General features: G+C 70.9%; 17 protein-coding genes. 4 read left to right on the top strand and 13 right to left on the bottom strand.

Annotated elements, in window-relative coordinates:
• Positions 1–73: 73 nt before the first annotated feature.
• A complete protein-coding gene (locus BM424_RS03040; RefSeq protein WP_093413495.1) occupies positions 74–820 on the bottom strand; it encodes a DoxX family protein in 747 nt (248 codons plus the stop codon).
• A 113-nt stretch (positions 821–933) separates the two neighbouring features.
• On the opposite strand from BM424_RS03040, the gene BM424_RS03045 reads away from it, so the two are divergent.
• Together BM424_RS03045 and BM424_RS03050 are read left to right on the top strand one after the other, a co-directional pair.
• Positions 934–1920, top strand: coding sequence for an alpha/beta fold hydrolase (locus tag BM424_RS03045; protein ID WP_093413497.1), 987 nt, complete (start codon positions 934–936; stop codon positions 1918–1920).
• 91 nt (positions 1921–2011) lie between these two features.
• A complete protein-coding gene (locus tag BM424_RS03050; protein WP_175547911.1) occupies positions 2012–3163 on the top strand; it encodes a PQQ-dependent sugar dehydrogenase in 1152 nt (383 codons plus the stop codon).
• 13 nt (positions 3164–3176) lie between these two features.
• Here BM424_RS03050 and BM424_RS03055 read toward each other — a convergent pair whose 3' ends face one another.
• On the bottom strand, positions 3177–3764 hold the full coding sequence (locus BM424_RS03055) for a TetR/AcrR family transcriptional regulator (RefSeq protein ID WP_093413498.1): 588 nt from the start codon (positions 3762–3764) through the stop codon (positions 3177–3179).
• Between the two features lie 90 nt (positions 3765–3854).
• Here BM424_RS03055 and BM424_RS03060 point away from each other — a divergent pair, with 90 nt between their 5' ends.
• Positions 3855–5276, top strand: coding sequence for an FAD-dependent monooxygenase (locus tag BM424_RS03060; RefSeq protein ID WP_093413500.1), 1422 nt, complete (start codon positions 3855–3857; stop codon positions 5274–5276).
• A gap of 327 nt (positions 5277–5603) precedes the next feature.
• On the opposite strand, the gene gatB is transcribed toward BM424_RS03060, so the two are convergent.
• Genes gatB through gatC form a run of 4 tightly spaced genes read right to left on the bottom strand, consistent with a single transcriptional unit; the run spans position 5604 to position 9149 of the window.
• Positions 5604–7109, bottom strand: coding sequence for an Asp-tRNA(Asn)/Glu-tRNA(Gln) amidotransferase subunit GatB (gene gatB, locus BM424_RS03065; RefSeq protein WP_093413502.1), 1506 nt, complete (start codon positions 7107–7109; stop codon positions 5604–5606).
• Positions 7106–7303: a hypothetical protein gene (locus BM424_RS03070; protein WP_093413503.1), complete on the bottom strand. Its 198-nt coding sequence runs from the start codon at positions 7301–7303 to the stop codon at positions 7106–7108. Before BM424_RS03070 ends, gatB begins: the two co-directional genes overlap by 4 nt.
• 35 nt (positions 7304–7338) lie before the next feature.
• Positions 7339–8850 carry an Asp-tRNA(Asn)/Glu-tRNA(Gln) amidotransferase subunit GatA gene (gene gatA, locus BM424_RS03075; RefSeq protein ID WP_093413505.1) on the bottom strand — a complete coding sequence of 504 codons (1512 nt, stop codon included), beginning with the start codon at positions 8848–8850 and terminating at the stop codon, positions 7339–7341.
• Positions 8850–9149, bottom strand: a complete 300-nt coding sequence (gene gatC, locus BM424_RS03080; RefSeq protein WP_093413507.1) for an Asp-tRNA(Asn)/Glu-tRNA(Gln) amidotransferase subunit GatC — start codon at positions 9147–9149, stop codon at positions 8850–8852. The genes gatA and gatC overlap by 1 nt, the downstream gene beginning before the upstream one ends.
• A gap of 285 nt (positions 9150–9434) precedes the next feature.
• Here gatC and BM424_RS03085 point away from each other — a divergent pair, with 285 nt between their 5' ends.
• Positions 9435–10088 (top strand): ACT domain-containing protein, encoded by a 654-nt coding sequence (locus BM424_RS03085; protein WP_175547952.1) that lies wholly within the window; start codon positions 9435–9437, stop codon positions 10086–10088.
• A 178-nt stretch (positions 10089–10266) separates the two neighbouring features.
• Here BM424_RS03085 and BM424_RS03090 read toward each other — a convergent pair whose 3' ends face one another.
• From BM424_RS03090 to BM424_RS03120, 7 genes are all read right to left on the bottom strand, one after another.
• The gene (locus BM424_RS03090) at positions 10267–10746 is read right to left on the bottom strand and encodes a GNAT family N-acetyltransferase (protein ID WP_093413510.1); all 480 of its coding nucleotides are present in this window, start codon (positions 10744–10746) and stop codon (positions 10267–10269) included.
• 34 nt (positions 10747–10780) lie between these two features.
• A complete protein-coding gene (ligA, locus tag BM424_RS03095; RefSeq protein ID WP_093413511.1) occupies positions 10781–12952 on the bottom strand; it encodes an NAD-dependent DNA ligase LigA in 2172 nt (723 codons plus the stop codon).
• Positions 12953–12995: 43 nt separating this feature from the next.
• Complete coding sequence (locus BM424_RS03100; RefSeq protein ID WP_093413513.1) at positions 12996–13664, bottom strand: hypothetical protein; 669 nt, start codon at positions 13662–13664, stop codon at positions 12996–12998.
• A 50-nt stretch (positions 13665–13714) separates the two neighbouring features.
• A complete protein-coding gene (locus BM424_RS03105; RefSeq protein WP_093413514.1) occupies positions 13715–14701 on the bottom strand; it encodes a DUF6461 domain-containing protein in 987 nt (328 codons plus the stop codon).
• A 176-nt stretch (positions 14702–14877) separates the two neighbouring features.
• Positions 14878–15909 carry a methionine synthase gene (locus BM424_RS03110; RefSeq protein ID WP_093413516.1) on the bottom strand — a complete coding sequence of 344 codons (1032 nt, stop codon included), beginning with the start codon at positions 15907–15909 and terminating at the stop codon, positions 14878–14880.
• 188 nt (positions 15910–16097) lie between these two features.
• On the bottom strand, positions 16098–16910 hold the full coding sequence (locus tag BM424_RS03115; protein ID WP_093413517.1) for a mycofactocin-coupled SDR family oxidoreductase: 813 nt from the start codon (positions 16908–16910) through the stop codon (positions 16098–16100).
• A gap of 78 nt (positions 16911–16988) precedes the next feature.
• Positions 16989–18518, bottom strand: a complete 1530-nt coding sequence (locus tag BM424_RS03120; protein ID WP_093413519.1) for an acyl-CoA synthetase — start codon at positions 18516–18518, stop codon at positions 16989–16991.
• Positions 18519–18531: the final 13 nt, after the last annotated feature.

Genomic DNA, 18531 nt, shown 5'->3' on the forward strand with positions numbered 1-18531 from the left:
GAGCGGTGTGACGTGAAATCGGGCCCCGGCTTCTGGCTGAAGCGGGGCCCGATTCTCGTCGGTGCGCGTCGTATCAGGGGCGGTGGAACAGGATCAGGATCGCCGCGGCCGCGCCAGCCGCGATGATCAGGCCGAAGAAGCCGAATCCCAACGGGCGGCGGAACCACACTCGCCCGTAGTCCAAGGCCACCCGGCCGGGACCGGTGAACAACAAGCCGATACCGACGGCGCCGAGGATGGCATCCATCTCGAAACCGCCGTCGGCGTTGAAGAAACCGGCACCCAGCTTGACGAACACCGCGCTGGCCATCAGCCCCACCACACCGGCCGCGGCGGCCGGCGTGAACAGGCCCAGGACCAGCAGCGCACCGGCTCCGAGCTCGGTGCCGCCGGTGACCAGCGAGAGCGCCGCGCTCTGCTGGAAGCCCATGCCGGAGAGAACCTGCGCGAAGCCCTCCGGGCCCGGTCCGCCGAACGCGCCGAACAGCTTCTGCGCGCCGTGCAGCAGGAACACACCGCCCAGCGCCAGCCGCAGGACCAGCAGGCCGAGGTCGGTTCCGCCGTTCCAGGCGAACGGCTTGCGCTGCTTGCCGAGTTCCTCGGCGTAGCCGGAGTCTTCACCGACGCCGCCCACCAGCGAGGTCGCTTCACCTGCGCTGTAGCCGTCGTCTTCGTCGTAGTAGTTGTGTTGGCGTGCGCCGAGGCTCTGCGTGCTCTTGGCCGCACCCTTCGCGCCGCGCGGCCGCTGGGCGTGCGCGCCGTAGCTGCGATCGTCGGGGGAGCCGCCCGCACCGCCGGGGCGATCGTCTTGGATCCTCACGCCGCGAGAGGCTAGGGCATCTTCACCCGATGGTGCGACCCCTGGGGAGAAAACCTTTCCCACACGTGACAGGTTCGATACCACTCGTCTTCGACCAGGGGGAAAATGTGCGGATGGAGGACCCGGAATTCCACGAGCCCGTGACCGGAGATCTCGACATCTCCGCCGATCGGGAATCTTTCCTGGAAAACAACGGCCGTCGTCCGTGGATCTCGTCGGCACCGCGAGCGGTTCTCGTGGTTCCCGGACTGGTTTCGGCCCCGGAATTGCTTCCGCTCGATTGCGCGCCCCAGGTCCTGAATTGGTCCCCGGAACGCATTTCCTCCCGCACCACCGGCGATCGCATCGCCGACGTGCTCACCGTTCTCGACGACGCCGACGCACCGGACTGCGTGGTCCTGGCCTGGTCCGGCGGCACCGCGCTCGCCGTGGAACTCGCCGCCCGCCACCCCGACCGGGTGCGCGGGCTGCTGCTGCTCGCCGGCCCGCCCACCGCGGGTGCCGAAGCGCTGCTGGCGGGCATCGGCGTGCCGGGACGACTGCGACGCCTGCTGGCCGCCACCGGATCGGCCTCGCTGCGGCTGACCGGCGACCTGGCCGAATCGGTGACCGCGCAGCTGCCCGTCGGCGACCTGCCCGGTCACCTGCTGCGCCGGACCGGGCTGCTGCCCGCCGACTCCGACCGCGCCACGATCACGGCCTCGCTGCGCAGGCTGGTGCAGCACGACTGGCGCACCCACGCCGAACTCGCCCTGGACTGGAGTTCCTCGGTCCGCGACGGCCTGCCCGGCATCACCTGCCCGCTCACCCTGCTGGCCGGGCGCTGGGACCCGCTGGGCGAACCGCTCACCACCGCGCAGCAGGTCGCTTCCCTCCCGCAGGCCCGGGTGCGGCTGCTGGACACCTCGCACTTCATCCCGCTGGAGGCGCCCGCCGCGGTCCGCGCGGAGTTCGACCTGCTGCTCCGCCGCGTCGAGGCCGTCGAATGCGCCCGCCGGGGCATCGACCCGCCGCCCCCGCAGGTGCGCAGGCTCCGCATTCCCCTCCCGGAACCCACCCGACGCCGCAGAACCCTCCACCCACCACCTCACCGCGGATGACCCGATCTCCCCGGGAATCGGGAACCTCGCCGGGGCCGGGGCGTGGAGGCTCACCCCGGGTTCACCGGGGGACGGATAGGGTCGGGGTGTGATGGGTCGGTCTCGTGTGCTGGTGGGCGCCTGCGCGGTGCTCGGTGTCGTGCTGAGCGGGTGCGCCCAGTTCCCGAACGAGCACACCCGTCCGTTCACCGACCAGCCGTCGCTGGAGCCTCAGGCCGGACCGCAGCCGTCCTTCGAGAGCGAGCCGCCCCCGTCGGAGGCGCCCGGCCCGCCGCAACCGCAGCAGCCCCCGCAGGCGGTGGGCTGCGAGGACCCCGACCCGGCGGTGATCGCGACCTGCCTGGACCCGGTCGGGGCGATCGCGGTGCTGCCGGACGGGCAGAGCGCGCTCGTCGGCGAGCGCACCACCGGCCGCGTGCTGCGCGTGCAGAAGGGCGCGGAACCCGTTGAGCTGGCCCGGATTCCGGTCGACGCGAGCAGCGGCGGCGGCCTCACGGGGCTCGCGCTGTCGCCGACCTACCACGAGGACGAGCTCTTCTACGCCTACGTCACCACGGGTTCGGACAACCAGGTGGTGCGCGTGGCCAGCGGGGATCGCCCGAAACCGGTCCTGACCGGCATCCCGAAGGGCGCGGGCGGCAACTCGGGCGCGCTGCTCGACGACGGCAAGGGCGCCCTGCTGGTGGCCACCGGCAACGCCGGCGACCCGGGCAGCGCGGCCGATCCGGCGTCGCTGGCCGGGAAGCTGCTGCGCATCGACGGTTTCGGCAAACCGGCCGAGGGGAACCCGAAGCAGGACTCGCCGGTGGTGGCCTCCGGGCTGGCCGAACCGACCGGCATCTGCGGCACGTCCGCGCTGAACATGTTCTGGGTGACCGACCGCAACGGCGGCCGGGACGCCCTGCACCAGGTGAAGTTCGGTGAGCCGCTGGGCGCTCCGGCCTGGACCTGGTCGGATCGCCCGGGTGTGTCGGGGTGCGCGGCGGACCCGTCGACGGTGATCGTGGCGCTGCGCGACGCCTCCGCGCTCTACACGCTGCACCCGGCCCCGGACGGCAGCTTCACCGGCCAGCCCACGAAGGTCCTGGAGAACCGCTACGGCCGCTTCGCCACCGCGGCCCTGGCCCCGGACGGCCTGGTCTGGCTCGGCACCACCAACCGCGACGGCGACCGCCCCGTCCCCAGCGACGACCGGGTGCTGCGCCTGGAGCCCCCGACCGGCGGCACGGCGGGCAAGGACTAGGACCGGTTCGCGGCTAGCCGTTGATGCCTCGGTCGATCATGTCCGTGAGCAGGTCGATGGCGTCGTCGTCGGTGAGCTCGGCGAGCAGGGGTTGCTCCTCGACGAGCTTGCTGTGGGCGAACTGCTGGCAGAGCCCGGCGACGGCCAGCGCGGTCGCCTCGGGTCGCTCGCAGTGAGCGAGGTGGTCGGCGAAGTGGTGCACGTCGGGTTCGAGGAGCTCGGCGGCGCGGTCGGCGAAGCGCTGGTCGACCAGCGCGGCCTGGCGCAGCGCGATGAGCACGGTCCGGTGGGCGCGGAAGAAACCCCAGTACTGGGCGACGTGCCAGCGGATGGCGGCGCGGTCGCGCAGGTCCGCCGAGTGATCGGCGGAGGTGAGCACGTCCTGGTCCCCGGCCTCCAGCAGGTCGGCGAGCAGTGATTCGAGGAGCTCCTGCTTGCTCTTGAAGTGGTTGTAGAACGACCCGGCGGACCGGCCCGCTTCCGCGGTGATGTCGGTGATCTTGGTGTTGAGGTAGCCCTGCCGGTCGAAGACGCGCACCGCCGCGGTCTTGAGCGCCGCCTCGGTCTCGGCCGCCTGCGCCTTGCGGATGGTTCCCGGCATGGCCTCTCCTCCCTCGCCGCTTGACGGGAAACCTAGCAAGCGGTTCACTGAATTCATATTCACTGAATCTCAGTTTACCGAGGAGTGCTGATGGACACCCGAGTGCTGATCGCCGGCGCCGGCCCCGCCGGGCTGACGCTGGCCATCGAACTGGCCCGCCGCGGCGTGCCGTGCCGGATCGTGGACGCCAGGGAGGATCCCCTGCCCGGCTCGCGCGGTGACGGCCTCCAACCGCGCACCCTGGAGGTCTTCGACGACCTGGGCGTGATCGACGAGATCCTGGCGGCCGGATTCCTCCCACCGCCCTTCCGCACCTACACCGGCGGCGAGCCCACCGGCGAGATCCGCATGGCCGAGCACGTCGAACCCACTCCGCAGGTGCCCTATCCCAACGGGTGGATGGTTCCCCAGTGGCGCACCGAGGAGATCCTCCGCGACCGCCTCGCCGACCTGGGCGTGAAGGTCGAGCGCGGCACCGCCCTGCTGGCCCTGAGCCAGGACGACGACGCCGTGACGGCCTCGCTGAACAGCGGCGACGTGCGCGCCGAGTACCTCGTCGGCGCCGACGGCGGGCGCAGCACCGTCCGCAGGCAACTCGGCGTCGAGTTCCTCGGCGACACCGACGAGGCCACCAAGCTCGTCCTCTTCGACGCCCGCGTCACCGGCCTCGACCACCCCGAGCTCGCCCACCACTTCCAATCCGCCACCGAACCCGGCCACGGCGTCAGCCTCACACCCCTCGCGGGAACCGATCTGCTGCAGTGCGCAGCAAGGCCTCCCTCCACCCACGAGGCCCGGGACGATCCCGCCTCCGCGCAGGGCCTGCTGGACGCCTACGGCGCGTCGCACGTGCGGATCCGGGAGCTGACCTGGTCGACGGTCTGGCGACCGAACTCACGACTGGCCGAGACCTTCCGGCGAGGCCGTGTGTTCCTCGCCGGCGACGCCGCCCACACGCACCCGCCGACCGGCGGTCAAGGGCTCAACACGAGCGTGCAGGACGCCTACAACCTGGGCTGGAAGCTCGCCGACGGCTCCCCCGAACTCCTCGACAGCTACGACGCCGAACGCCGCCCGGTCGCCGCGAGCGTGCTCGACCTCAGCGCGGACCTGCTGGACAAGACCCTGCGGGGAACCTCTGACGCACTGCGGCGCGGCGCCGCGACCGACCAGCTCGGCATCGGCTACCGCAACGGTCCCCTCACCACCGACGAACGCGCCGAACCCGGCCGTGTCCGAGCCGGCGACCGCGCCCCGGGCGCCGCGCTGCGCAGCCCCGACGGCGAGACGGTCGGCCTCTTCGACCTGCTGCGCGGAACCCACTGGACCCTGCTGTGCTTTGACAGGAAGGTTCCCCAGCACTCACCCCGGGTGCGCCCCGTGCACATCACCCGCCGCGGCAACCGGCAGGAAGGTTCCCTCACCGACGTCGATGCCTACCCGACCTACGACGTCACCGAGGGCACCGAGGTCCTGATCCGCCCCGACGGCTACATCGCCCACATCCGCTGACCCCACCGTGGGGGGACAGTTTTCATGAAAACTGTCCCCACCCAAGGCCCCCCGGAAGACCCGATCCCCACCCGGAGATCGCGAAGTTCTCATGAAAACTGCACTCCACCCGGGACGGGACAGTTTTCATGAAAACCTCACCCCCCGTGGGGAACCAAGACCCCGAGGGAACCTTCGTCCCCTCGGGGAGGGGACAGTTTTCATGAAAACTTCGTCCTCCCCGAGGTCAGGAGGTTTTCATGAAAACTGTCTCCCCCCCAAGGACCCCAGAGACGACGAGGAGCCCCCGGCTTCAAGCCGGGGGCTCCTCGGGTCGTGCGGGAAGGGTTACTGGCCGCAGGCCTTGAGGACGAGTTCGCGGACTCGCTTGGCGTCGGCCTGGCCCTTGGTGGCCTTCATGACCGAACCGACCACCGCACCGGCGGCCTGGACCTTGCCGCCGCGGATCTTCTCCGCGATGTCCGGCTGCGCCGCCAGCGCCTCGTCGATCGCCTTCTGCAGCGCCGAGTCGTCCGAGACGACCTCCAGGCCGCGGGCGGCGACGACCTCGTCCGGCTCGCCCTCGCCGTCGAGGACGCCGTCGACGACCTGACGCGCCAGCTTGTTCGTCAGCTTGCCCTCGCCGACCAGCGCGACGACCCGCGCCACCTGCTGCGGCGTGATCGCCAGGTCGGCCAGCTCGACACCGCGCGTGTTGGCCTGCTGCGACAGGTACGCCACCCACCAGGAGCGGGCGTCACCCGGCGCGGCACCGGCCTCGACGGTCTCGGCGATGAGCTCCAGCGCCCCGGCGTTGACCAGGTCGCGCAGCTCCTCGTCCGACAGGCCCCACTCCTCCTGGGCGCGCTTGCGGCGCTCCCACGGCAGCTCGGGCAGCGTCTGGGACAGCTCCTCGACCCACTCGCGCGACGGCGCGATCGGCACCAGGTCCGGCTCCGGGAAGTACCGGTAGTCCTCCGAGGTCTCCTTCGGCCGACCGGCCGAGGTGGACCCGGTGGACTCGTCGAAGTGCCGCGTCTCCTGCAGGATCGACCCGCCGGAGGTCAGCACCGCCGCGTGCCGCTGCATCTCGTAGCGCACCGCGCGCTCGACGCTGCGCAGCGAGTTGACGTTCTTGGTCTCGGTGCGCGTGCCGAACTCGGTGGTGCCCTTGGGCATCAGCGAGACGTTCGCGTCGCAGCGCAGCGAACCCTGGTCCATCCGCACGTCGGAGACGTTCAACGCCCGCAGCAGGTCGCGCAGCGCGGCCACGTACGCGCGGGCGACCTCGGGGGCGCGCTCACCGGCACCGGTGATCGGCTTGGTGACGATCTCGATCAGCGGCACGCCGGCCCGGTTGTAGTCCAGCAGCGAGTAGTCGGCGCCGTGGATGCGACCGGTGGCACCGCCCATGTGCAGCGACTTGCCGGTGTCCTCCTCCATGTGCGCCCGCTCGATGTCGACGCGGAAGGTCTCCCCGTCGTCGAGCACCACGTCGAGGTGACCGTCGAAGACGATCGGCTCGTCGTACTGCGAGGTCTGGAAGTTCTTCGGCATGTCCGGGTAGAAGTAGTTCTTCCGGGCGAACCGGCACCACTCCGCGACCTGGCAGTTCAGCGCCAGGCCGATCCGGATCGCGGCCTCGACGGCCTTGCCGTTGACCGCGGGCAGCGCACCCGGCAGGCCCAGGCACACCGGGCAGACCTGGGTGTTGGGCTCGGCGCCGAACTCGTTGGCGCAGCCGCAGAACATCTTGGTCTTGGTGGAGAGCTCGACGTGGACCTCCAGGCCCAGCACCGGGTCGAACCGGGCCAGAACCTCGTCGTAGTCCATGATCTCGGCGACGGCGGTCACTCCTCGTCACTCCCCTTGCGCAGCGCACGCACCGCCAGAGCGGTACCCGTGATCAGGCCGAGCGCCGTGATGATGACGTCGGCCAGTTCGAGCTTGTCGTTGTTCTCGCGGGCGGCCTTGTAGCTGGCCTTCAGCCCGAAGGCCGCCGAGACCACGGAAGCGAGCTGGAACGCTGCCTTCAACTTCGGGTTCACCTTGCGACCTCCTGCTTCGGTGGCGTGGGAGCGACTCATACCGCCGCCTCCAGCTTCGGGACACGGTTGATCAGCGGACCGCCCTGCTCGGCGTCGCGGGCGACCTCGTAGGCCGCGCCGACCCGGTAGAGCCGGTCGTCGGCCATCGCCGGGGCCATGATCTGCAGCCCCACCGGAAGACCGTCCTCATCGGACAGACCGCAGGGCAGGCTCATGGCGGCGTTGCCCGCCAGGTTCGACGGGATCGTGCACAGGTCGGCGAGGTACATGGCCATCGGGTCGTCGACCCGCTCGCCGATCTTGAACGCGGTGGTCGGCGTGGTCGGCGAGACCAGCACGTCCACCTGCTCGAACGCGGCGGTGAAGTCGCGGGTGATCAGCGTCCGCACCTTCTGCGCCTGGCCGTAGTAGGCGTCGTAGTAGCCCGAGGACAGCGCGTAGGTGCCGAGCATGATGCGGCGCTTGACCTCGGGACCGAACCCGGCCTCGCGGGTCATCGACATGACCTGCTCGGCGCTGTGCTCGCCGTCGTCGCCGACGCGCAGGCCGTAGCGCATCGAGTCGAAGCGGGCCAGGTTCGACGAGCACTCGCTCGGCGCGATCAGGTAGTAGGCGCCCAGCGCGTAGTCGAAGTGCGGGCAGGAGACCTCGACGACCTCCGCGCCCAGCTTCGACAGCTGCGCCACGGCGGCGTCGAACGCCCGCTGCACGCCCGGCTGGTAGCCGTCGCCGGAGAACTCGCGGACCACGCCGACCTTCACACCGGTCAGGTCACCGCTGGCGCCCTGCTTGGCGGCCTCGACGACCTGCGGGACCGGCTGGTCGATCGAGGTCGAGTCCATCGGGTCGTGCCCGGCGATGACCTCGTGCAGCAGCGCCGCGTCGAGCACGGTGCGGGCGCACGGGCCCGGCTGGTCCAGCGACGAGGAGAACGCCACCAGCCCGTAGCGGGACACCCCGCCGTAGGTGGGCTTGACGCCCACGGTGCCGGTCACGGCGCCCGGCTGGCGGATGGAGCCGCCGGTGTCGGTGCCGATGGCCAGCGGCGCCTCGAACGCGGCCAGCGCCGCCGAGGAACCGCCGCCCGAGCCGCCCGGGATGCGGTCGGTGTCCCACGGGTTGCGGGTCGGACCGTAGGCGGAGTTCTCGGTGGACGAGCCCATCGCGAACTCGTCCATGTTGGTCTTGCCCAGCACGACCACGCCGGCCTCGCGCAGCTTGCGCGTCACCGTCGAGTCGTACGGCGCCATCCAGCCCTCGAGCATCTTCGAGCCGACGGTGGTGGGCATGTCGGTGGTGGTCAGCACGTCCTTGAGCGCCAGCGGCACACCGGCCAGCGGCGAGGCCGCCTTGCCCGCCGCGCGGTCCTCGTCGGCCTGGCGCGCTGCGGCCAGCGCGCCCTCGGCGTCGACGTGCAGGAACGCGTGGACCAGCGGGTCCACGGCGGCGATGCGGTCCAGGTGCGCCTGCGTCACCTCGACCGACGTGACCTCCCCTGCCGCCAGCTTGGCGGCCAGCTCGGACGCGGTCAGCCCGGTCAGGCTCATCAGGCCTCCTCAGTCAGAATGCGCGGAACGCGGAAGCGGTCCTCTTCGGCCGCGGGCGCCGCTGCGAGCGCCTGCTCGCGCGTCAGGCCCGGGCGGACCTCGTCCTCGCGGAAAACGTTGGTCACCGGCACGGCGTGCGACGTCGGTGGGATGTCGTCCGCAGCGACCTGCCCCACCTTCGCCACCGCGTCGAGGATCTGGTCGAGCTGGCCTGCGAAGGTGTCGAGCTCGGCCTCAGTGACGGCCAGCCGCGCCAGGCCGGCGAGGTGTGCGACCTCGTCGCGGGAGATCTTGGACACTGCGAAGGCTCCCTGGTCATGTCCGGTTTACGAGTACATCCCAGTCTATGGCGGCCACGCTGCCAGACCTGGCAGGGGTCGCGCCTGGCGAGGCGGGCCCGGGAACTTTCCGGAATCCCCTGGTCGTTCTAGTGACCGGGCGGCTGTAGCAAGATGACTACGCGGCGTCTGACACAATTTCTCCGCGGTTGTCCTCGCACGAGCTGCCGCGCAAGGCGGACGAGCACGCGAAGGAAACGCGCGGCCGGCGAGGTGTCGCGCACGAAACTGGAGGCGTTGAGTCCGGTGTCCTTCCTCATCCGGGTGCAGATACCGGACCGGCCCGGCAACCTCGGGTCGGTGGCGAGCGCGCTCGGCGAGATCGGTGCCGACATCCTCAGCGTCGACGTGGTCGAACGCATCAACGGCACGGCCATCGACGACCTCGTGGTGGAGCTGCCCTCGGGGCGCCCGCCGGACGTGCTGATCACCGCCGCGGAATCCGTCGACGGCGTGGAGGTCGACGCCGTCCGCCCGTACGCGGGCGTGCTGGACACCCACCGCGAGCTGGAGCTGGTCGAGGAGATCGCCGCCGAGCCCGGCCGCGGCCTGCAGATCTTCGCCGAAGGCGTCCCGAAGATCATCCGATCGGGTTGGGCGATCGTGTTCGGGCACCGCTCCGGCGGCGCCGAGCAGCTGGCCGCCAGCACCTCCGCCCCGCAGGAGGGCTACCTGGAGCTGCCGTGGCTGCCGCTGCCGCGCGCCACGATCCTCGACGGCGACGAGACCTGGGTGCCCGAGACCTGGCAGGAGCTGGGCACCGAGCTCGCGGCCACCCCCATCGGCAAGCCGGACCGCGTGCTGCTGGCCGGCCGCCCCGGCGGCCCGATGTTCCGCGCAGCGGAACTCGCCCGCCTCGCCCACCTCGCGGGCATCGTCTCCGTCGTCCTCGACGGCTGACCCCACCCCGTCTTGCCGGTCACGTCGAGCGCGTACGTCACCTGGTGACGGTTTTAGCCATAATTGACCGGGCAAAAGGGACATTGATCATGGGTGATTATGGCTAAAACTGTCCGCTGCCCACGACCATTGACACCGTCACGCGCCCCCGAGAACCGCTGAGCACGCGGCTCGGCGCTCAGAGGTCGAGGCTGTGGGCGAGGAGGCGGATGCCCTCGGTGGGGCTCCAGTCGCGCTCGGGCATCCGCACGAACCCCATCCGCTCGTAGAGCCGCCGAGGCCGGTGCGCGGTCTCCGACACGCACAGCACGACACGCCCGACGCCCTCGGCCCGCGCCCGCTCCAGGACCGCCTCGACGAGCTCCCGGCCGATACCCCGGCAGCCGGAGGACGGATCGACCGCCAGCATCCGGAACTCCATCTCCCCCGGGAGCGCGATCTCCGCGTAGGAGTCACCCGGACGGACCACGGTCACCGTGCCGACCGGACGGCCCTCGTCGAGGGCGACCAGGAGTTCGGCGTGGGCCGCTCGGTCGGCGGCATCGCGCAGCACCGACAGGTAGAAGTCCGGCGCGTTGTCGGCGTTCGCGTAGGCCTTGGCCGAGATCTCCCCGATCGTCTCGTACTCCGCGGGCAGGGCGGCTCGAATCGTTGCCATGCACCGATCCTGCCACCCCGCACCAGCGGTTTTCTCACTCCTCCGGCGGCAGCGCGTGCTCGGCGGCGGCCTCCGGGCCCTGCTGCAGCAGCACGGTGAAACCGTCCTCGTCGAGCACCGGAACCTTCAGCTGCATCGCCTTGTCGTACTTCGACCCCGGCGCGTCGCCGACCACGACGAACGCGGTCTTCTTCGACACCGAACCGGCCGCCCGGCCACCCCGGGCCATGATCGACTCCTTGGCGTCGTCCCGGGAGTACTGCTGCAACGTCCCGGTGACCACGATCGACATGCCCTCCAACGTCCGCGGGATCGACTCGTCGCGCTCGTCGGCCATCCGCACCCCGGCCTCGCGCCACTTGCGCACGATCTCGCGGTGCCACTCCACGGCGAACCACTCGCGCACGGCGGTGGCGATCGTCGGCCCGACGCCGTCGGTGTTGGCCAGCTCCTCCTCCGAGGCCTGCTCGATGCGCTCCAGCGTCACGAACTCCCGCGCCAGCGCCTGCGCCGCCGTCGGCCCCACGTGCCGGATCGACAGCCCCACCAGCACCCGCCACAGCGGCTTCTGCTTGGCCTCCTCCAGGTTCGCCAGCAGCTTCGCGCCGTTGGCCGAGAGGTTGCCCTCCTTGGTGGTGTAGAGCGGGGTCTTGAGCAGCTTGGCCTCGTCGAGGTCGAACAGGTCGCCCTCGTCGCCGAGCACACCGGCGCTCAGCAGCGCCGAGGCGCCCTCGTAGCCGAGCGCGTCGATGTCGAGGACCTTGCGGCTGGCCAGGTAGAACAGCCGTTCCCGCTGCTGGCCGGGGCAGCCCTGCGCGTTGGGGCAGCGCAGGTCGACGTCGCCCTCCTTCTGCTGCGCCAGCCGGGCCCCGCACTCGGGGCAGGCCTCGGGCATGACGAACTCGTGCTCGTCGCCGCTGCGCACGTCGGTGACCGGGCCCAGCACCTCGGGGATGACGTCGCCGGCCTTGCGGATGACGACGCGGTCGCCGATGAGCACACCCTTGCGCCGCACCTCGTCGGCGTTGTGCAGGGTCGCCATCGACACGGTCGATCCGGCGACCTTGACCGGCTCCATCACCGCGAACGGCGTGACCCGGCCGGTGCGGCCCACGTTGACCTCGATGGCGAGCAGCTTCGTGGTGGCCTGCTCCGGCGGGTACTTGTAGGCGATGGCCCAGCGCGGCGCGCGGGAGGTGGCGCCGAGCCTGCGCTGCAGCGGCACCTCGTCGACCTTGATGACGATGCCGTCGATCTCGTGCTCGGCGGAGTCGCGGTTCTTGCCCCAGTGCTGGATGTGATCGATCAGCTCATCCACAGTGGACAGAACGACCGTGTGCCGGGACACCGGCAGTCCCCAGGCCTTCAGCGCCGCGTAGGACTCCGACTGCCGCTCCGGCTCGAAACCCTCGCGCCTGCCCAGCCCGTGGCAGATCAACCGCAGCGGGCGGGACCGGCTCACCCGCGGGTCCTTCTGCCGCAGCGACCCGGCCGCGGCGTTGCGCGGGTTGGCGAAGGGCTCCTTGCCCGCGTCGACCAGCTTCGCGTTGAGCTCGCCGAACTCGTCGACCCGGAAGAAGATCTCGCCGCGCACCTCCACCAGCTCCGGCACCGGGTACTCGTCGGTGCCGGACAGCTGCTCGGGCACGTCGCCCATGGTGCGCACGTTGAGCGTGACGTCCTCACCGGTGCGGCCGTCGCCGCGGGTCAGCGCCCGCTCCAGGTGGCCGTCGCGGTAGAGCAGGTTGACCGCCAGTCCGTCGATCTTGAGCTCGCACAGGTAGTGCGCGCCACCCCCGACCTCGCGCTCCACCCGCTCGACCCACGCCCGCAGCTCCTCGGAGTCGAAGGCGTTGTCCAGGCTGAGCATCCGCTCCAGGTGCGCCACCGGGGTGAACGCGGTGGAGAAGGTGCCGCCGACGACCTGCGTGGGCGAGTCGGGCGCCTGCAGCGCCGGGTGCTCGGCCTCCATCCGCTGCAGCCGCGTGAACAGCTCGTCGAACTCGCCGTCGGAGATCGTCGGCGAGTCCAGCACGTAGTAGCGGAACTGGTGGCCGCGAACCTCCTCGGCCAGCTCCGCGTACTGTTCGCGCACGTCGGGCGGCACGTCCTCGACGCCTTCGGCCGCGCTCTGGGCGGCGGGGTCGGCGGGCACGCCCTCGGCGTCCTCGCTGGGATTGAGCTCGTCAACGTCCTTGCTGGTCACGCCCCGAGACTAGCGAGCGCCACCGACACGAGCACGCAGCGGCTCACTGCGCGTTGCGGTCCAGCTCGCGCACCAGCTCGCGCAGTTCGAGCAGCCCGATGGCACCGTCGGGTTCGGCCTCGGCGGTTTCGACCCGGCCCAGCCGGTCGGCGGCCAGGCGCTCGCCGAGCGCGGCGTCCAGCGGCAGGAACGTCAGAGCCCGCCGCGCGGCGTCGTCGAGCGCCCCGAAGCCCGGGTGGTAGACGGCGACGTCGACCAGCCCCTCGGCCTCGTCGACCTGCGCGGCCACCCGCACCTGCTCCAACGGGTACTTCTCGCCCCGCAGATTGACCGTGACCTGCGTCGGGTCCGGCACGGCCGGGACCGAGTCGTGGTACTCCCACAACGTGTCGGCGGCGGGCGCGGCCGCCATCCACGCATCGGTGTAGGGCCGCAGATCGGGGTCGGCCTGGCTGCTGATGACCAGCGCGAACGCGGCCTTCTCGCCGTGCTCGATGCTGAAGGTCAGGTCCGGGTGGACCCCGGCGACCGCGTCGGCCACGAGGTTCTCGATGCGCTGCGGCTCGCCGTCGCCGAGCGCCGAGGCGATCTCGGGCAGGTTCTCGTCCCACCACGCCCAGAACGTCGCCGCCCGCTCCGCCGCCTCGGCGGCCGGGTCGGCCTGGACCGGAGCGGGGGTGTCGGCATCGCGGCGGCGCAGGAACCTGAACATGGGAACTATTGTGCCGTTCGGCCGCGCTCAGCGTGGCGGGACGAGCGAACTCACGCCAGCTCGTCGCGCACCAGGGCGGTGACGGCACCGTGCTCGACGCCGCGCACCGACGTCACGCCGGTGAGCACACCCGACAGGGCGTGGCGGGAATCCTCGTGCATGATCTGCCGGATGACCTGCATCGCGTGCAGCCGGTTGCGGCTGACCAGCGCGGGCCGCTCCCAGATCCCGCTCCACACCAGCTCGCGCAGGGTCTGGTCGACTTCCGCGCACGGCGGCCGGGACCCGGCGAGGATGTGCTGCACGACCGGGAGGTCGAGGCAGTCGGCGGTGGTGGCGACGTAGCGCGCCAACGACCGCAGCACCCGCCGCTGCTCCTGCTCACCGGCGGCTCGCAGCGCGGTCAGCATCTCCGCCGGATACCCCTCGACGTCGCCGAGCGGCAGCGACACCAGGTCGTCGGGCCAGGGGGCGACCGGGTAGGTCCAGAACTGCCCGGCCAGCCACTCCTCGCTGGGGACCTCGCCGGTGATCCGGCCGGCCAGCGCCAGCATCAGCTGCACCGGGGAACCTTCCGACCACGGCAGGTGCTCGCGGTGCGCCTCCAGCCCGTCGGGTTCGGCGCCTTCCCGGTATTCGGGGAGCACGGCTTCGAAGGACGTCTGCACGACGCCGTCGACGGCGTGCACGAACCGCGTGCGCACGTCCTCGTCCCAGTAGCAGGAGACCGCCTCGGGACGCGCGACCCGCCGCAGCACCTCGGGCCGGACGCCCTGCCCTCCGCTGTCCTCGACCACCAGGGTCCACTCACCGACCGGCCGCAGCGCGATCATCGGGTGTTTCTCCTGGTAGGCGAAGGCCTCTTCGCAGAACTCGTCGATGTCCAATGACCGGCCGTACGAGGTGACCGCACCGAACGACGCGGCCACCCGGCCCAGGTCGCTGTCGCGAACCAGGGTCAGGCACGCCGCGTCCTGGATCGTGCTCCGCCCGATCCACGCGACGCGGTCGAGCTCGCTGACGCAATGACTCCCCACAGGGCTCTTCCTACCAGCGCAAAGGTCAGACCACGGGCATTTCCGCAAAACATTCGGACAACGAGCCCACATCAAACGCCCCAAACGGACGCGCCCGCACCTCTATCCACAGTGGACTCCAGCCTGCCGGGAACCGCTGCTCGCGCACCGATTCCGCACCGGCACCGAGGGTGAGATCAGGACTCGGCTTCGTCGGCGAAGAGCTTGGCGAGGTCGTTGGTCAGGGAGATCGCGCGGCGGGCCCATGCCGGGGACGCCCCGGCGAGACCACAGGTGGGGGTGGGGACGGCGCGTTCGGCGAGGGTCTTCTTGCCGAAGCCGAGGCGCGTCGCGAGGTCGAAGGCCGGTTGCGCGATGTCGCGCAGCTCCGCCTGTCCCGCCGGGTCGACGCTGGGGACGAGGCCGAGGAACAGCGTCGTGCCCTCCTCCCACGCCTCCCCGAGCTCGTCGGCGAACGCGCCGGTGACCTCGCCCAGCCCGGAGGCGTCCAGCGAGATCGCCCCGGCCCCGGCACGGCGCAGCAGCTCCACCGGCGGGCGCTTCGCGCAGCAGTGCACGACCACGGGTTCCCCGGTCGCCGACCCGATCTCGTCGATCATCTCGCCGAGCAGCCGCTGCACGTCCGGCTCCGGCACGGCGGCGACGTTGCCGTAGCCCGACGGGGTGGGCAGCGACCCCTTCAGCACGGCGGGCAGCGACGGCTCGTCCAGCTGCACCAGCACGCGCGAACCGCTGCGCGCGGCGACCTGCCGGACGTGCCCGAGAAGACCTTCGGTCAGGGACTCGGTGAAGTCGCGCAGCGCCCCGTGATCGGTGAGCACCCGGTGCCCGCGCGCCAGCTCGACGCCGGCGGCCAGCGTCCACGGCCCGGCCGCCTGCACCTTCACGACCTTCGGGGAACCGGCCTCGGTGACGGCCTGCTCCAGCGCGTCGAGATCCCAGCGCAGCAGGTCCACGGCTCGCCGGTGATCCATCCCGGGCGAGCCCGCCACCCGATACCCCGACGGCACGACCTCGACCGCCAGGTCCACCAGCAGCCCCGCGGTCCGCCCGAGGATGTCGGCCCCGACACCGCGCGCGGGCAGCTCGGGCACCGGCATCAGCTCCGGCAGTTCCCCGACCACCGTGCGCGCCGCCTCCACCGGATCGGTCCCGGGCAGCGACCCGACAGCGGTGGCCACACCCGGACCCCAAGCAGCATCAGTCACAACCCCATTATCGACCGCCACCCCCACCACTCGAGGCCGGGTGAGGGCCGCGCCAGGTGGAGCATGGGAACCTTTCGCTCACTCCGCACCGGAGCCGGGAACCTCCGAAGCAGTGAAGGGCCGCATCCGACCAGGAGCGTGACAGGAAGGTTCCCACGCCTGTTCACGGGTGTCGTCGTGATGAAGGACTACTTCTTGTTGCTGGCTCCGCCGTCGACGGGCAGGGCGACGCCGGTGACGTAGCGGGCTTCGTCGGAGGCCAGCCACGCGACGGCGTTGGTGATGTCGACGGCTTCGAGGAGGTCGACCGGCAGCGCGTTGGACATCCCGTCGCCCAGGCCGAAGGCCTCGATCCACTTGCCGGTGGCCTCGTTGGCGACCATCGGGGTGTTCACGGCGCTGGGGTGCACGGAGTTGACCCGGATCGAGTGGCTCGCGAGGTTGTTGGCGTAGCTGCGCATCAACCCCATGACCCCGTGCTTGGAGGCGGTGTAGGCGAGGCCGCCCCGGGTCGGGCCGCCGACGCCGTTGTTGCCGGCGGTGGAGCTGATGAGCACGATCGACCCGCCACGCCCGGCCTCGATCATGGTGGGCAGCGCGGCCTCGACGGTGTTGAAGACGCCGGTGAGGTTGATGTCGATGGTGTCCTGCCAGGTGTTCGCCGGTTCGTCGACGCTCATCGGCGAGATCCCGGCGTTGGCGATGACCACGTCCACACCGCCGAACTCGGCGACGCCGTCGTCGAAGGCCTTCTGCAGCGCGTCGGCGTCGCGGACGTCGGCGATCCTGGACACGATCTTCCCGCCGCGCTTCTCCACCTCGGACGCGGTTTCGGCGAGGTCGTCCGGAGTGCTCATCGAGTAGTGGACGGAGTCGATGTCGGCGCAGATGTCGACCGCGATGATCCGCGCGCCCTCCTCGGCGAGCCGGATGGCATGACTGCGACCTTGACCGCGAGCGGCCCCGGTGATGAAAGCGACCTTCCCGGCGAACTTCGACATGACAGCCTCCCCGCCTTGTTGATCTTGGCGCGCGGAAGCTACCAGCCCGTTCGACGAGGCGTCCCCGGTTCGGCGAACTCAGGCCAGTTCGTCGCGAAGGACCCGCTTGAGGAGTTTGCCGGAGCTGTTGCGCGGCAGATCGTCGACGAAGCGGATCTGCTTGGGCACCTTGAACCCGGCGAGCCGCTCCCGCGCGTGGTCGAGGAGCTGCTGCTCGCTCACCTCGTCCTTGACCACCACGACGGCCGCGATCCGCTCGATCCACTTCGGATCCGGCACCGCGATCACCGCGACCTCCGCGACCGACGGATGCGTGTAGAGGGCGTCCTCCACCTCGCGGGAGGCGACCAGCACGCCACCGGTGTTGATGACGTCCTTGATCCGGTCGACGACGAAGCAGTACCCGGCTTCGTCCCGTCGCACCAGGTCACCGGAGTGGAACCAGCCGCCGCGGAAGACCTCCTCGGTCTCCTCCGGCTTGTCCCAGTACCCCGTGCACAGCTGCGGCGAGCGGTAGACGATCTCGCCGAGCTCCCCCGGCGCGACCTCCTCGCCCTGGTCGTCGACGACCTTGGCCTCCACGAACAGCACCGGCCGACCGGCCGAATCCGGCCGCTCGTCGTGCTCCTCCGGGCGCAGCACCGTCGCCAGCGGCGCGATCTCGGACTGCCCGAAGCAGTTGTAGAAGCCCAGTTCCGGCAGCTGCTCGCGGAGCCGCTGCAGCACGGGACCGGGCATGATCGACGCCCCGTAGTAGGCCTTGCGCAGCGACTTCAGGTCGCGGGTCGCGAAATCCGCGTGGTTGGCCAGCGCCACCCACACCGTCGGCGCCGCGAAGAACGACGTCACCTGCTCGCTCTCGACGCGACGCAGGATGTCGGCCGGATCGGGTACCTCGACGAGGAGGTTGCGCGCTCCGATCATCAGGTGCGGCAGCAGGAACACGTGCATCTGCGCCGAGTGGTACAGCGGCATCACGTGCAGCGGCAGGTCGTTCTCGCCGAAGTCCAAGGCGTGCAGGCAGGAGACGTACTCGTGCAGCAGCGCCCGGTGCGTCATCATCGCGCCCTTCGGCAGCGACGTCGTGCCCGAGGTGTAGAGCAGCTGCACCAGATCGTCGTCGGCGACCTCGACGTCGATGACAGGAAGGTTCCCTTCAACGCTGCGCGACAGCAAGGATCCCTTCGCGTCGCGCAGCGGGATGACCTGCTGAAGGGAACTTTCCGCCCGCACCTCGTCCACGTTGCCGGCCAACGCAGGGTCGACCAGTGCGAGGGAACTTCCCGACTGGGAGAGGAGATAGGAAAGTTCCCCTCCGGTCAGGTTGTAGTTGATCGGCACGTGCACCAAACCCGCCCTGGCGCAGGCCAGGAAACCGATCAGGTAGGCGTCGGAGTTCTTGCCGTAGGCCGCGACCCGATCACCCTTGACCGCCCCGGCCTCCAGCAGGACCCCGGCGGCCCGGCTCACCGCGGCGTCGAGCTCGGCGTAGGTCCACACCCGCTCGTGCCCACCGGAATCGACGAACCGCAGCGCCTCCCGATCACCGACGCGCGCAGCACTCCGCCGCACTACGTCCGCGACCGCGCTCCCCCGAAGCTCCACCATCAGCCCTCCCACG

This window comes from Saccharopolyspora flava (genome assembly GCF_900116135.1).
Taxonomy (GTDB): Bacteria; Actinomycetota; Actinomycetes; order Mycobacteriales; family Pseudonocardiaceae; genus Saccharopolyspora; species Saccharopolyspora flava.